The organism is Pseudoalteromonas sp. Z9A6 (assembly GCF_011378805.1).
Classification (GTDB): Bacteria; Pseudomonadota; Gammaproteobacteria; order Enterobacterales; family Alteromonadaceae; genus Pseudoalteromonas; species Pseudoalteromonas distincta.
This window is the reverse complement of the sequence record NZ_WTKZ01000042.1, coordinates 1-15,553: the sequence shown is the minus strand read 5'-3', so window position 1 is coordinate 15,553 and position 15,553 is coordinate 1. Positions and strand designations below refer to the sequence as shown.

The 15,553-nt window shown below is 38.0% G+C and carries 12 protein-coding genes and 1 pseudogene; 7 read left to right on the top strand and 6 right to left on the bottom strand.

Features of this window, described 5'->3' with window-relative positions:
* Positions 1-268: 268 nt before the first annotated feature.
* Both GQR53_RS14740 and msrA read right to left on the bottom strand, forming a co-directional pair.
* A complete protein-coding gene (locus tag GQR53_RS14740) occupies positions 269-1,045 on the bottom strand; it encodes an amino acid ABC transporter substrate-binding protein (RefSeq protein WP_165744331.1) in 777 nt (258 codons plus the stop codon).
* A 133-nt stretch (positions 1,046-1,178) separates the two neighbouring features.
* Positions 1,179-2,468, bottom strand: a complete 1,290-nt coding sequence (gene msrA / locus GQR53_RS14735) for a peptide-methionine (S)-S-oxide reductase MsrA (protein WP_165744330.1) — start codon at positions 2,466-2,468, stop codon at positions 1,179-1,181.
* A 244-nt stretch (positions 2,469-2,712) separates the two neighbouring features.
* On the opposite strand from msrA, the gene pxpB reads away from it, so the two are divergent.
* From pxpB to GQR53_RS14705, 6 genes and pseudogenes are all read left to right on the top strand, one after another.
* A complete protein-coding gene (gene pxpB, locus GQR53_RS14730) occupies positions 2,713-3,378 on the top strand; it encodes a 5-oxoprolinase subunit PxpB (RefSeq protein ID WP_165744329.1) in 666 nt (221 codons plus the stop codon).
* Positions 3,371-4,297, top strand: a complete 927-nt coding sequence (locus GQR53_RS14725) for a biotin-dependent carboxyltransferase family protein (RefSeq protein WP_165744328.1) — start codon at positions 3,371-3,373, stop codon at positions 4,295-4,297. The genes pxpB and GQR53_RS14725 overlap by 8 nt, the downstream gene beginning before the upstream one ends.
* Positions 4,298-4,341: 44 nt before the next feature.
* A pseudogene (locus tag GQR53_RS14720) lies at positions 4,342-4,622 on the top strand (DUF979 family protein); the annotation flags it as partial.
* On the top strand, positions 4,615-5,283 hold the full coding sequence (gene pcp / locus GQR53_RS14715; RefSeq protein ID WP_165744327.1) for a pyroglutamyl-peptidase I: 669 nt from the start codon (positions 4,615-4,617) through the stop codon (positions 5,281-5,283). The pseudogene GQR53_RS14720 and the gene pcp, both read left to right, overlap by 8 nt.
* 153 nt (positions 5,284-5,436) lie before the next feature.
* Entirely contained in the window at positions 5,437-7,110 is a 1,674-nt protein-coding gene (asnB, locus tag GQR53_RS14710; RefSeq protein ID WP_138489011.1) for an asparagine synthase B, read from the top strand.
* Positions 7,094-7,957, top strand: a complete 864-nt coding sequence (locus GQR53_RS14705) for a PhzF family phenazine biosynthesis protein (protein WP_165744326.1) — start codon at positions 7,094-7,096, stop codon at positions 7,955-7,957. The genes asnB and GQR53_RS14705 overlap by 17 nt, the downstream gene beginning before the upstream one ends.
* A gap of 281 nt (positions 7,958-8,238) precedes the next feature.
* Here the strand turns inward: GQR53_RS14705 and egtD are convergent, their stop codons facing one another.
* Both egtD and egtB read right to left on the bottom strand, forming a co-directional pair.
* Positions 8,239-9,213 carry an L-histidine N(alpha)-methyltransferase gene (gene egtD, locus GQR53_RS14700; RefSeq protein WP_165744325.1) on the bottom strand — a complete coding sequence of 325 codons (975 nt, stop codon included), beginning with the start codon at positions 9,211-9,213 and terminating at the stop codon, positions 8,239-8,241.
* The gene (gene egtB / locus GQR53_RS14695) at positions 9,210-10,481 is read right to left on the bottom strand and encodes an ergothioneine biosynthesis protein EgtB (protein WP_165744324.1); all 1,272 of its coding nucleotides are present in this window, start codon (positions 10,479-10,481) and stop codon (positions 9,210-9,212) included. The genes egtD and egtB overlap by 4 nt, the downstream gene beginning before the upstream one ends.
* A 628-nt stretch (positions 10,482-11,109) precedes the next feature.
* On the opposite strand from egtB, the gene GQR53_RS14690 reads away from it, so the two are divergent.
* Positions 11,110-12,690, top strand: a complete 1,581-nt coding sequence (locus tag GQR53_RS14690) for a BCCT family transporter (RefSeq protein ID WP_165744323.1) — start codon at positions 11,110-11,112, stop codon at positions 12,688-12,690.
* Between the two features lie 80 nt (positions 12,691-12,770).
* On the opposite strand, the gene GQR53_RS14685 is transcribed toward GQR53_RS14690, so the two are convergent.
* Together GQR53_RS14685 and GQR53_RS14680 are read right to left on the bottom strand one after the other, a co-directional pair.
* A complete protein-coding gene (locus GQR53_RS14685; protein ID WP_024595068.1) occupies positions 12,771-13,481 on the bottom strand; it encodes a 3'-5' exonuclease in 711 nt (236 codons plus the stop codon).
* Between the two features lie 3 nt (positions 13,482-13,484).
* Positions 13,485-15,380, bottom strand: a complete 1,896-nt coding sequence (locus GQR53_RS14680; protein WP_165744322.1) for a DUF294 nucleotidyltransferase-like domain-containing protein — start codon at positions 15,378-15,380, stop codon at positions 13,485-13,487.
* Positions 15,381-15,553 lie beyond the last annotated feature (173 nt).

Below are 15,553 nucleotides of genomic sequence, written 5' to 3'. Positions count from 1 at the left end.
AAAAGCGGTTCAAGTTAGGTGGTGACTTGGCTTGAACTGTTTTTATTCTTGGCTCAAACCACATGATATGCATTACAAGGCTACTAAAGCGTAGAAAACAGAATCTTTATATTGTGTGTGAAGATGTTGTCAGTGTGAAAAGCGGTTCAAGTTAGGTGGTGACTTGGCTTGGACTGTTTTTATTATTAAGCACATACATAATATAGCTATATACAGATTAATACATTTTAAAAAGCCCCGTAAGTTATAACTTACGGGGCTTTTTTAGTTAATTTTTTATTTGATACTCTTTTTTTAATTTACTTATTTGCACTTTATGTGAAAGCAAAAATGTATCAAATTGCTTAACTACCTCAGGATAGTCAATCGACGATAATAAAAAGGCTTGTAAATCTGTCGGCAATTCGTTTTGAAAATAAACGGGTCGGGTTAATTTGAAATATTTAACAATATTATAGTTTAATACATCGTTAGATATGTAAATACACTCCACTCGCTCTTTTAAAAGCATCTCTATTAATTCAATTACGTTAGCTGTTTCTATTAACTCAACGTTTTCATTATTCATTAACGGTTTAAAGCTTTGAGGCGTAAACCCTCTTACCGTTACAAAACTAATGCATTCATCAATAGTGATATTTATATTTAAACTCGCAATGCCCGTTTTAGTCACAACGGTTGGCTGCGAATAAATAATTTTATTTACATCAATAAATGAAGCTTTGTAGCTTGATTTCCAGCTAGGGTTATCTGGATACTTAAAGTCGACATGGCGATGTTCCACAAATTCTTTGTAAAGTCGATTAATAGGTAGTGTGTAAAACTCAAACTCAAAGTCATGCTGCTGGGCAAACAAGGTAAGTAACTTTTGACTGAAACCATAATAGTCGCGGTTATCAGCCCCACTACCATCGTAGTATGGAAGGTATTCTATATTCTCTACGCCTACTACGTAATGAGTCGCTGATTTAGCGTTGTTTATTAAAAGCAGTAAAGCGAATGGCAAATATATTAACTGCGTTGCTATTTTTTTAAATTGATTCATTAATAACCTAAGTAATATTATTGACAATTAGCTGCACGCTTTAATTTTAACAAATTTGCAAAGATTATGATAAGCCTATTTTGTTTTATGCAAAAAAAAGCCTGATTAAAATCAGGCTTAGCAAAGAAAGGGTTTAGCTTTTATCTCTCGGTACAAAATCAAGGACTGTTGCATTAATACAGTAACGATCGCGACCTCTTGGACCTTCACCTGGAAATAAATGCCCTAAGTGTATGCCTGTACTTTTAGAGCGAAGCTCAATGCGTGTCACGCCCCAGCGGCTATCGTCGTGCTGTGTTACGTTGTTTTTTACAGGATGAGTAAAGGATAACCAACCAGTACCTGAGTTAAACCTATCGCTTGTATCAAATAGTGGCTCGCCACTTAATTTATCAACAAAAGTACCGTCAGGTGTGTTTTTAAACTCTTTGTACTCTTTACAGTAAGGTCTATCTGTTCGTGCATCAAATGCAACTTTATAAGCATCACTGTTACCTAATTTAAAAGCGCCTAATGCTTTATAAAACTCTTCGGGCGTTGCGTAACCTTGACGACCATATACCTCAACGCCATTTTCTAAAAACAAAATGGTTGGTGTTGCCCACGTGGCTGACTTAATAGTTAAATCATCAAGTTGGTCAGCATGGCGAAACGACATTGGTATTGTTCCTTTGTAATCATTTGCGACTGCTTTTTTAAACTTTTCACAATATGGGCAGTATTCACGTGAATCAAGTACCACTATTTGCTTTCCTGCTAGTAAAGCCGTGTTATCTACTTTTTCTACAGGTGTTTTATTAAAAACAACACCGGTAGAATGATCTGGGCAATAGCCATTAGGGTTCTTTTCTAAATAATTTTGATGATACTCTTCTGCCGATACAAAACCTTGAAGCGGTTTAATAACTGTTTCAATTTTGCCATAGCTCGCATCAGTTAAAAGCTGCTGATATTGCGATTTAACTTGCTCAGCTACTTTAGCTTGCGCATCAGTGGTCGTTAATACAATTGAGCGATATTGCGTACCAATGTCGTTACCTTGGCGATTTTTTTGTGTAGGGTCGTGACTTTCAAAATAGTTTTTTAAGAGATCTTCTGCTGAAATTATATTGCTGTTATACATAACTTGTACAACTTCAGCATAATTGTTCTCGTCAAAACGACGAGACTGATCAGTAATGTTTCTGTAGGTAGCTTTAAAGCCATTGCCGTCAGCGTACCCCGATTCAGCATCAATAACGCCATTAAGCGCTTCGTAGCGTTTTTCTGCTCCCCAAAAACACCCCGATCCAAGTACAATGGTTTCTACATGCATGGTGGCTTCTACATTACTGTGCTCAATTTTTTCCATAGATAAAGCAAAGCTGCCTGCGCTAAATATAATAGCAGCGCCTGATAAATATAATAAATGCTGGTGTTTCATAAAGTACCTCTTAAACAAGTGCTAACTAAGACCTCCTTATCCTAATTTTTATTTCAACCTAATTACTTATTTAGTACGAAGCGTATTAAGTTTTGGTCTTCAATAAGTTAAATACGATTAATTGAATATAAAACTACTCTTAAAGTAAGTTGGGCAATAAACATAACCACTTAGTCGCAATGGTGTAAATAAATTAATAAAACTGTGTTACGTTTAAATTATGTTGTACAAATAGGTTTATTTAATGAAGCCAGCTCCTCATATTTATGCATTAACAAACAGTAGTTTACTGTTTGATGCATCGCATTTAGACGCTACAGATAGACTCTCTATTCAAAAGAAAATTTGGGCTTTAGCTAGCCACTGTAAAAGCACTGATGAATTTAGCGATTTGGTGCCCGCCATGAACTCGCTCACTCTTTATTTAAAATCAGATAAACACTTAAATAAGTGGTTACAAGTGCTACCCCCGCTGTGGAATGAGATTAAAACGAGTACTTTTAAGGGGCAGCATCACTTAATCAAAACCTCATACAAGGGTGAGGACATTAATTACGTGGCTCGCTATCATAATTTAAGTGCCGATGAAGTTATTAATATTCATAGTAAAACCAAGTACCACGTTTTATTTTTAGGCTTTCAGCCCGGTTTTGCTTACCTACATGGCTTAAATGAGCAATTACATACACCAAGACGTGATGAGCCACGTACTAGGGTTTCTAAAGGCTCTGTTGCGATAGGTGCTGCACAAACCGGCATTTACCCCGCAGATACCCCAGGTGGTTGGCATATAATAGGTCATACAGATACTGCATTGTTTGATTCGACCTCTGAGCAACCTTGTTTAATTCAACCAGGCGATACGCTTGAATTTGTTCCGCTCGTTAATAAAGGAGCAAATCATGATTAAAGTACTTAAAAGTGGTGTATTACTTACAATTCAAGATTTTGGCCGTGAGGGCTACCGCCATTTAGGTGTAAGCAAAGCGGGCAGCCTAGACCCTATTGCACAAATCATTGCTAATAGATTACTTAACAATAACGACAATGATGCCGTTTTAGAAATAACTGTAGGTTTGTGCGAACTGGAATTTACCTGCGACACAGTAATTGCGCTTCATGGTGCAGATTTGCAAGCAACCCTTGATGGACATGCAATTTATCCTGGTTGGACATACGCAGTAAAAAACAAACAAATCCTAAGTTTTGCTACTGGTAGAGCGGGCTTAAGAGCTTATTTAGCAGTGAAAGGCGGTATACAAAATGCTGAGGTTATGGGTTCTAAATCTACAGATTTAAACGCATGCTTTGGTGGTTTTGAAGGTAGATCTCTCACCACTGGTGATGAAATACCTATTACTCCTTATTATGGAGAGTTTATAAAGGTAGGCGCAATTGCTCCCGCCCAGCGCAAGCTTATACGCCTGCATCCAAGTCCTCATGCTAATTTGTTAGACGAGACTTTACTTAGCAACTTTGTGTCTACCGCTTTTAAAGTCAGCAATAATAGTAACCGAATGGGTGTAAGGCTTGAGCATAAAAATAATTTGGGCCATTCACACTCTTTGCCATCATTAGGGGTGAGCCCTGGGAGTATTCAATTACCACCAAGTGGAGAGCCGATTGTGTTACTAAATGATGGCCAAACTACAGGGGGCTACCCTCTGCTAGGGACTGTTATTGAAGCCGACTTACGTCAATTTGCACAGTTTAGACCTTTAGATACTGTTGAGTTTAAATATGTAACGTTTGAAGAAGCAGCAAAGGCGAAGCAGAAACTTGACGGACACCTGCATCAATTGAGCCTTGCACTTAAAAATAACCTATAAAAATATTCTAAAAATAAATAGGAAAACTATGTTCGACTTAAATTATTGGCCCTGATAATCGTTTAATACTGGTTGTTTTGTATTGTGTAGGTATATTTTTAATTGAAGGTCATGGCACAAGCCCTGCTCCATTAGTTGTGCTCGGCATGTATAGCGGCAATTGCGGTACGTTAATGACGCCTATGACAGCAAATTAAATATTATTCCTACAGCTCTTTTAGACTTAAAAGATAAGTACCATGTAATAAAGGTTCAAATTCAGACGGCAGTTACCTTACTCGCCGTTAATATTATTTTAATGTATAGCTTGGTGTGTAATGACTAAATCAACTTCTTCTATGGCGTGTGTATTAATAACCGGCTTTGCGCCTTTTGGTAGCGAAACTATCAATCCTTCTTGGCAAGCAGTGCAAAAACTTGATGAAACTATCATCATGAAACACAAAATAAGTACACTAGAACTTGCCTGTGAGTTTAATACGTCTATTAGTCAGCTTATAAACGCCATTGAGTCGCACAATCCGACGGTTGTTTTATGTATAGGTCAAGCTGGTGGGCGCAGCGAAATATCAATTGAGCGTATTGCAATAAACGTTGATGATGCACACATTAAAGACAATGCAGGTAAGCAACCTGTCGATACACCAATAGAAAAAAATGGCCCTGATGCCTATTTCACTAACTTGCCAATAAAGCGTATGTTACAAGCACTGCACAACAGCAATATACCTGCTGCCATTTCCAATACGGCAGGTACGTATGTATGCAATCACGTTATGTATGGCCTTATGCATTACATAAGTGATCACTGCGCTGTAATGAAAGGTGGCTTTGTGCATATTCCTTATTTACCAAGCCAAGCTGTGCACCACAATGGCGCACCTAGCATGTGTGAAGACACTGTTATTAACGCGCTAAAAGTGATGATTGCACAAGCTTTGAACAATAATAACGACGTAAAAATAGCAGCAGGCACCACGCATTGACCACTTTGGTGCGGTTACATATAACTTGGTGCATAAATTATTCTTAATTAATTGTAAAAGCTATGTGACTTGAGTAATTTTTTCTGATAAAACAAGGTTTCGCAGCACAGCAAATTGGCTTTGCTGCACACATAATAGGAATGAGGAGTTACTATGTGTTCAATTTTTGGGGTATTAGATATTAAATCTGATCCCGCTCAATTGCGTACCCAAGCAATTGAAATGTCAAAGTTGCTTAGGCACCGTGGCCCAGATTGGTCTGGTGTATATGCATCTGAAAAAGCTATTTTAGTACATGAGCGTTTAGCTATTGTTGGTGTATCAAGCGGTGCACAGCCTTTATACAATCCTGAAAAAACAAATATTTTAGCGGTTAATGGCGAGATTTATAATCATAAAGAACTTGCAGCAGAGCTAGATGTTGATTTTACTTTTCAAACTCAATCAGACTGTGAAGTTATTTTAGCGCTTTATAAACAAAAAGGGCCTGACTTTTTAGATGATCTAAATGGCATTTTTGCATTTTGTTTATACGATGAAGAAAATGACGCTTACTTAATTGGCCGTGACCATATTGGTATTATCCCGCTTTACACTGGTCACGACGAGCACGGTAACTTTTACGTTGCTTCTGAGCTAAAAGCACTTTCTCCAATTTGTAAGCATATTGAAGAATTTCCACCGGGGCATTACCTGTACAGCAAAGATGGCAAAATGACGCCTTATTACAAGCGTGATTGGGAAACATTTGATGCAGTTAAAGATAACAGCGCACAAGCGCAAGACGTTAAAGATGCATTAGAAGCGGCCGTTAAACGCCAGCTAATGTGTGACGTGCCTTACGGTGTATTACTTTCTGGTGGTTTAGACTCATCGGTTATCTCTGCTATTACCCAGCGCTTTGCTGCCAAACGTATTGAAGATAACGACGAAAGCGATGCATGGTGGCCTAAGCTGCATTCTTTTTCAGTAGGCCTTGAGGGTTCACCTGATTTAGCCGCTGCCCAAAAAGTAGCTGACATGATTGGTACTATTCACCACCCTATCATTTTTACCATTCAAGAAGGTATTGATGCACTGCGTGAAGTGATTTACCATATTGAAACGTATGATGTAACCACGATTCGTGCCTCTACACCTATGTACCTAATGGCTCGCCAAATTAAAGCAATGGGCATTAAAATGGTGTTATCTGGCGAAGGTGCTGATGAGTTATTTGGTGGTTACTTATACTTCCATAAAGCCCCTAACGCACAAGAGTTTCATGAAGAGCTAAACCGTAAAGTATCAAAACTGCATATGTTTGACTGTTTACGTGCTAATAAATCAATGGCAGCATGGGGTGTTGAAGCACGTGTACCGTTCCTTGATAAAGAATTTGTTGATGTTGCTATGCGTATCAACCCTGAAGCCAAAATGTGTAAAGATGGCAAAATTGAAAAACACATTTTACGTGAAGGTTTTGATGGCTACTTGCCTGATGAAGTTTTATGGCGCCAAAAAGAGCAATTTTCAGACGGTGTTGGTTACAGTTGGATTGATACGTTAAAAGAGTTTGTAAATGAGCAAGTGAGCGATCAAGAGCTTGCAAATGCTAAATTTAAATACCCTATTAATACGCCAGATTCAAAAGAAGCTTACTACTACCGTACTATTTTTGAATCGCACTTTCCTGGTGATGCATCAGCTAAATGTGTACCACATGGTAAATCGGTAGCGTGTTCGACTCCTGAAGCACTTGCATGGGACGCATCGTTCCAAAACAATGCAGATCCATCAGGTCGTGCTGCGGGCGTTCATAACGACGCGTATGCAAGCAAAGGATAACACTCTTTGTTTAACGAAGCGTAAGCCCAAATGGCTTACGCTTCGCTTTATAAAACTCACTTCCACCGAATCTGTTTTTTATAGCCCTGCAAATAACTTAAAAGGCTCAAGTGCTTTAATTGTTATTTATAAAATTGGGTTAACATCAAAAACAATGCAATATATTGCATCACAATCAAATCACCCTGCTACCGTATTTTTAAATCAAAATGAGATAACTAAACGCCATTGTAATATTCGCTGGTTTAACCAAACAAGTGAAATTAAACGCTGTGGGCATGGTTCTTTAGCGGCCGCTAATTTTTTAATAAAATATTTTGGTTATTGTCCTGAAGTATTTATATCAATGAGTAATGAGCGCTTTACTATAAGAGTAAAAAAACAACGCGCCCAGTTGTTACTAAAAAGTATAGAGCCTAAAAAAAGCGAATTAGCTAATGGTGAGTTAAAAAGTGTGTTTTCATTAGCAATAAAAGCAGCCTACAGTATCGGCGAAAATAACGGTTATACGGTTGTGTTATTTAATGAAGAATTTAGTAAAGACGTTGAAAAAGAAGATTTAAAAAGCTTACACGTTGATTTTAAAGCGTTAAATAAACTCCATAAAAATGCTGTTATAGCGCTTAGTATAAAAAATATAGACAAAAAAAATGCCATAGCGCATTTTAGATATTTTGCCCCCCAGTTTGGAGTAAATGAGGACAGTGCAACGGGCTCTGCGGTATCTGTTATTGCCCCCCTGCTATTTAGACTACATGGTTTAAATAAAGCTAAGCTTATACAGCAATCAAATAATGGTGCATTGCTAAGCTATGAGTTTAGCAATGCTAAAGTTGTCATTTACTAGGGCGTGTTGATCTTTGCGAATTGAAATTTGTTCAATCTAGGGCCGATTAAATCGCGGCGCGGGGTTTGTAACCTAGTGGGCTAAGTAAAAATCGAGCAACAAAGAGTTTATCGCCCCTAGGCAGCCCGAAGGGCAGCACATGTTTGGCATTTATGCTGCGTTATCGCCTATTTATGTGGAATAACCACACTTCATAGGCTCTGCCTTGCCTAAAAAACAAACATATTGCTGCAAATTCAACTATCAAAGATCAACACGCCCTAAACATATTAAGTAAACGTTTATAGCGGTCTTAATAAGCACAATGCAAAATAGTTACTATCGTCTTGCCATGTTTGCTCTAACTTTAAATTAGCTTGCGCTGCAAGCTGCTTAAACGATTCGAGCGTGTACTTATGAGAGTTTTCTGTATGGATACTTTCGCCTTCAATAAAGTCTATTTGCTGATCATTTATAACCACGCTTTGATTACAGTTACTTACTAAATGCATTTCAATACGGCTATGTTGCTCGTTAAAGCGTGACTCGTGGCTAAAGTTATCTAAATTAAATGTGCCGTTTAGCTCGTTATTAATACGTTGTAGTAAATTTTTATTAAATGTAGCGGTGATTCCCGCTTTATCGTTATATGCATCAAGTAGCACTTGGCGCTCTTTTACTAAATCAACCCCAATTAATACATAACCGTTTACACCACATAAGCGATGGAAATTATTCATAATTTCTATAGCTTTAACTGGGGCAAAATTACCAAGAGTAGAGCCTGGAAAATACACCAAATTGGTTTGACTATCTAAAGCGGTGTCTTTGGTTAGCTGTTTAACCGTTTGGCTATGTGTAAAGTCTCCTAGCAATGGCGAAATTGCCAAATCTGGAAATAACGGTGACAAATGTGCAAGTGAATAACTGAGCATCTCCTCAGAAATTTCAAACGGTACGAAGGTTTTTACGTTTGCCATATGCGCTAATAAATACGCGACCTTTTTACCCGAACCACACCCAGGCTCAATAATAGAGAGATTTTCAGGTAGCATTTGAGCAATCGACTGCGAGTATTGCTCTAAAATAGACAACTCCGTACGTGTAACATAATACTCTTGTAAGGATGTTATTTGCTCGAATAATGCAGCCCCTTTATCATCGTAAAAATACTTACACGGAAGCGTTTTTTGTTGTTGAGTTAATCCGCTTATCACGTCGTTTAAAAATTCAGTGTCGGTTATGATACTTTGTTTAATCGCTGTTACTTGGCTCATACTATATCCTTAGCTAGTCTTATCCCGCTGCACATCCACGCTTGATGTGGGTAATAAAAATTTCGGTATGTTTGTCGTAAATGGTTTTGAGGAGTAAACACACACCCACCCCGTAACACCATTTGGTTATTCATAAATTTACCATTGTATTCCCCTGCTACTCCTTCAATAGGCTTAAAACCGGGGTATGGCAAATATGCACTGTTTGTCCATTGCCAACATGAATCCGTTAACTGGTTTATTTCAGTATCATCTTTTGCTTGTTGTGGTGTTAGGTAGTTATTATTAGTGTCTGTTGCAGGTGTATTTTTAGCTGCATATTCCCACTCGAACTCTGTAGGCAAGCGAGCCTTTACAAAATTAGCGTAGGCGCTGGCCTCAAAATAACTAACATGGCTGATGGGAGCACTTAAATTTAAAGGCTGCAATCCATAGTGTGTAAATTCAAACCATTCGTTATTTATGTAATGCCAATATAGTGGATGCGTTAAACGAGTGTTTTGAATATGCGCCCAACCGTCGCTTAACCAATATTGTGGATTGCTATATCCACCGGCATTTATAAAGTCTAAATATTCACCATTAGTGACCAATCTATTAGCAAAGCTGAATGGATGAATTAGTACTTGGTGTTTGGGGCACTCGTTATCATATGCAAATTCATCTTCGGCATTTGTGCCGATATTAATAATGGCTTTTTCAAAATTGATAAAATTAAGGGGTTTAATATCAGCTGATTTTTTTTGGCTATTTAAAAGCGATGTTTTATATTGAGGAAATAATGGATTTACTGAAAAGTTATATTTGATGTCCATAAGCATTAGTTCTTGATGCTGTTGCTCGTGGTGTAACCCAAGTTCAATAATATCTTTAATGTGCGGGTTAACGTCAGTCTTAAGTAATTCAATCACGCGGCTATCCACATGTTCTTTGTAAGCTAGTACTTCGTCTAAACATGGCCTAGATAAGCTTCCTCTGTTTGCCCGTTTAAATTGCTCTCCAATCCCATTGTAGTAAGAATTAAAAAGCATTTTATAGTGAGGATTAAACACTGCGTACTGTTTACAATGAACACTAAGTAAAAACGTTTCAAAAAACCACGTGGTATGCGCTAAATGCCATTTAGTAGGACTGGCATCAGCCATAGCTTGTAATAGGCAATCTTCTACAGTGAGTGGTTCGATAATGGCTAGGCTTTCGTCTCTAACGCTACAAAAGCGTTTAACAAGTTCGTTTTGATTGGTATCGTTTGTAACGCTTTCACGCATAATAGTATTAATCCTTTGCCTATCTATTTATAAAATATAGCTTAGTGTTGTGTTAAATCATATTCATATTACAACTTGATTAAAGATGCTTATCGGCTTATAAATTTATAATAGCCTTGAAGAGAAATTTGCTCTTTGCTAGCCGGTCTTTGATTATTCTTACGTGCATGCAAGCATGAGAAATAACGCATAAGCTGTTACCGAACCGCTAAGCTATAAAACTAGGAGCGATTAAATTGCGCCTAGATTAAATAAATTTCAATCCTTAAAGACTAACAAGTCCTAATATTTAAGCATTAATTAAGCTACTTAAAAATGATCTTTTTTTACTTAATCAAGTAAATTAATACTTTTAATAGCAAACTAAATTTTAACGTTCACTGAATTTTTAAATTTAGGGCTTTTAAATGAAAGAATCATGAATTTGGTCATATAAACAGCATTTTAAATACAAATTCATTTACATTTAATATTTAACTCATACACTACTAGCTGTATGATCACGCTTCAAATTAGTTAGTCTTCAAATAATTACGGTATTACTTTTTACTTAATATTTAAAGACTAATGTAATTCGATATGACGCCGAATTTATTTTGGCTTGTTAGGACAACTAAAGAGGTATTGCATGAAGGAAAATCATGACAAATATAGTATTGACAACACGGATTACACCGTAGGTCAGGACAACGTACAAAAGTGGGGGTTTGATATTCACAACCCTGTTTTTGGAACTAGTGCGGGCCTGATTGTCATCTTTTTAATCGCCATACTTGTTACCGACCCACAAACTGCAAAAACAGCGCTTGATAGTATCAAGACCGATATTATTAATAATTTTGATGCCCTATTTATGTGGGCTGCTAACTTCTTTGTACTCTTTTGTTTAGCACTTATTGTTTCTCCTTACGGTAATATTCGCCTTGGTGGTGATGACGCTAAACCTTCTCACTCTCGCGTTTCATGGCTTGCTATGTTATTTGCTGCGGGTATGGGTATCGGCCTTATGTTTTGGGGCGTTGCTGAACCAGTTGCTTACTTTACTGGTTGGTACGAAACACCGCTTAATGTAGCCGCTAATACACCAGAAGCTGCAAAATTAGCAATGGGCGCAACTATGTTTCATTGGGGTCTTCACCCTTGGGCTATTTACGCTGTTGTTGGTTTATCTCTTGCATTTTTTACCTATAACAAAGGTTTACCGCTTTCAATTCGTTCTATTTTTTACCCTATATTAGGTGATAGAGCTTGGGGTTGGCCTGGCCATATCATTGATATCTTAGCTGTACTTGCTACGTTATTTGGCCTTGCAACATCTTTGGGTCTAGGTGCGCAGCAAGCTTCTGCTGGTATTAACCATGTATTTGGTACAGAAGGTGGTGTTGGCTCTCAAATATTAGTAATAGTGGGCGTAACACTACTAGCTATAATTTCTGTTGTGCGCGGAATTGATGGCGGCGTAAAACTTTTAAGTAACATTAATATGCTAATTGCTTTTGCTTTATTAGTGTTTGTTTGCTTAGTAGGTTTTGCTGTTGCTATGGGTAACGTACCCACTACCGTGATGGGCTATGTAGAAAATATTATTCCATTGAGTAATCCTCACGGTCGTGAAGACGAAACATGGATGCATGGTTGGACTGTGTTTTACTGGGCTTGGTGGATTTCCTGGTCGCCGTTTGTAGGTATGTTTATCGCGCGTGTATCACGTGGTCGTACAATTCGTGAATTCTTAATTGCAGTTTTACTTATTCCTACTCTAGTTACCGTTTTATGGATGTCTATTTACGGTGGTATTGCGATTGATCAAGTAGTTAATGGTGTTGGTGCGTTAGGCACTAATGGTTTAACTGATGTACCTTTAGCTATGTTCCAAATGCTTGATGAATTACCTTTATCTAATATTTTATCGTTTATTGCAATTTTATTAGTGTTGGTATTTTTCATTACGTCATCTGACTCTGGTTCATTAGTAATTGATTCAATTACAGCTGGCGGTAAAATTGATGCACCGGTACCACAACGTATATTTTGGGCATCGGTTGAGGGCGCAATTGCAGCTGCTTTACTTTGGATTGGTGGCACACAAGCAATTGAAGCACTACAAGCAGGCGCTGTCTCTACAGGCTTGCCATTTACTATTGTATTATTATTTATGTGTTTAAGTTTAGTTTTAGGTTTACGAACTGAGCCTCGCCCAGTTAAGTAATACTTTTAGTGAGTAATACTTTTAATTAGTAACGAAAGCGCCGCAATTTTTGCGGCGTTTTTTTGTTTGGTCATTAAAAGCTAGAGCCACAGCTCTGAGATTGGAGTATCTACACGATAATGATAACTCAGCTGCGCTTGTAAAAGTTCTGCTGTAGCAAGTGCATCCGTTAACGCATTGTGATTTTGATATGCTGGTAGGGAATAACGCGCACGGCAATCTGTTAGCCTAAGAGAACCTAATTTTGTGTTAAACAACCGCCCTAATAACCCCTGCCTTGCTTTTAGTGCTCTTTTTTCTATTTCCATTGTATCAACAAGTGCAAACTCAATACCTTCTTTAAGCCTTAACAATAACGCATTATTTAAAAAGTGACGTTCTATTGCTGCATAATGCACCACGACAACTTTACCACTGAGCGCTTCAAGTAAAGGCTCTATAATTTGATTAAAGTCGGGGGCGTCGTCCACCTCAGAGTGCGTTATTCCATGTATTAAAATAGACTCTTCATGAAGGTTTCGCCTAGGCTGCACAACCCAATGCCGACTGTGCTTACAATAAATGCGCTCTAAATTGAACGGCACTAAACCAACACTCACTATATCGTCGTTTTGGCTATTTAAGCCTGTTGTTTCAAAATCCATTGCTACAAAAGGCACGTCTTTTATTGCAGCTTTGTCTTGATTATAAGCACCCGCATAAAAGTGTTTTAGGAGTTTATTTTTGGTGCTATTGGCAAGCTCGTTATACCTAGCTTGCCAATCAATTGCTTTATGATTACGCGGATTCATAGGCTACTTCACACCAGAGTTTGCTGTGTAGCTAAATTTTAAATAGCTTTGTGCTTTTTCTAAAATGGCGAACGCCTCTTTTAAGTTTCGTTGCTCGAACGGAGAAAGTAAATGTGGATCTAAGTCGTTATCGGGCTCTTCGCCCTTCTCTATTTGCCACGCTTGATGGCGAATTCGCATCATGGCAATATACTCAAGTGCATCACGTAAATCTTGCGCTTTACCCTGTGGTAAAAGTTTCGCTTCAATAATATCTTCTAGTCGTTCAAACGAATTTTGTTTACGTGAACCAATAGCCAATGCGTGCACGCGAATAACATCAGAAAGAGGTGCAGTCCCTCTTCGCTTTAAGTTCATTGAACGCTTATGTTGGCCATTATGCTCCATAACAAAGCCTTTAAAGAAACCTAGTGGAGGTGTTCTATTTCTAGCATTTGCTGCCATATTAGCTAAAAATACGCGATTTACTTTACTTTGTTTTGCTATAAATATTTTAAGCTCGTCGGCCCACTTGGTTTTACCCCACACACCGTCTAAGTCAAAAAATATAGAACTATTAAGCAATGCTTGTGGTTTTGGCTGCGCGATCCAATCTGCAAATTGATCGAACCACTGTGAGCGAGTTTTACGCCATTTTTTAAACGACGCCATAATTTCTCCATCACAGTAGGTGTAACCACACTGCGCTAAACCATCACACACAAAATCGGCAATATTTTGAAAATACGCGTTATGTTTTTCGTCGTCATAACTGTCATCTAAAATAAGCGCGTTGTCTTGATCGGTTACAATAAGTTGCTCGTCTCGAGCCATTGAGCCCAGAGCAATAAAACAGTAAGGCACAGGAGGTGGCCCAAACTTTTCTTCTGCTAGTACAAGTAGTCTTTGTTTAAATGTACGCCCTATAACAGCCATGGCTGTACCAACCATGTGTGAGTTTGCATCTTCATTCACCATACGAACAAACACATTAGGCAATTGGCGCGCATAATGAGCCAAATCCTCTATTGTTTGTTGAGCCAGTATACCGCGTACAAGTAATAAGCTACTTTGGGATTCATAACGCAAAATATCAGAGAGGGAGATAACTCCTATAGGACGTCTTTTTTGTACTACGGGTAAATGATGGAGATTATCTCTGAGCATGGCCAATACTGCTTCGAAAATATAGTCATTGGCATCTAAAAGCACCAAGTTAGTAGACATAATCTCTTTTGCTTGTGTATTAAAATCAAGCCCTTTAGCCACTACTTTTGAGCGTAAATCCCTATCGGTTATTATACCAACTACTTGTCCGTCATCTTCTTCTGGGTCATCATTTATTGGTTTATTTACATCGGTTACCAACACTGACGATACCGCCTCTTCGGTCATTAATTTAGCGATATCTTGTATCGTAGAGGTTGCATCTACGGTAACTACATCTCTGTGAATTAATGATTTTACCTTCGCGGTTGTCAGGTCATTGCCATCGGCTTGCTCGACAATAGCTTGATGCAAACGCACGTTACCGTCTGTTTCGAAGTAATCAGCAAATGCATCAAACTCATCACAGTAACAATTAAAGAGCTCGACATTTATGCAATAAACTAACGTATCTTCCAGAGCAGTTGCAGGAAAACGTACCTTACGGTTCATCAATAAACCCATTTGACCAAATATACCTGCGGTAGCCAAACGATTGTACAGCTCGCCATTTCGGCGATACATTTCTACAGAACCACTTCTAATTACATATAAATCAGAAATGTCTTGTCCAAAACTCAAGATATCTGTTTTTGCTCTAAAATAAGCCACTTCTACTTGTTGAGCTAGCTCATTAAGCGCTTTTTGAGGTAAGTCATCAAAAGGAGGATGTTGTGCTAAAAATTGTGCGATTTCAACTTGTTCGGCTTGCATAAATCCCTTCCTGTATGCGCATTAAAATGACTAAATCTATTTTGCAGATTAACACTATCATCGGGGTGTGAAAACAATTACTGTACAAATTTAGGCACAAAAAAAGAGCCTAAATAGACTAATGCCGATCATTTAAGAATTAGTTAATAGCACTTGAACGATCTTCTAGGTAT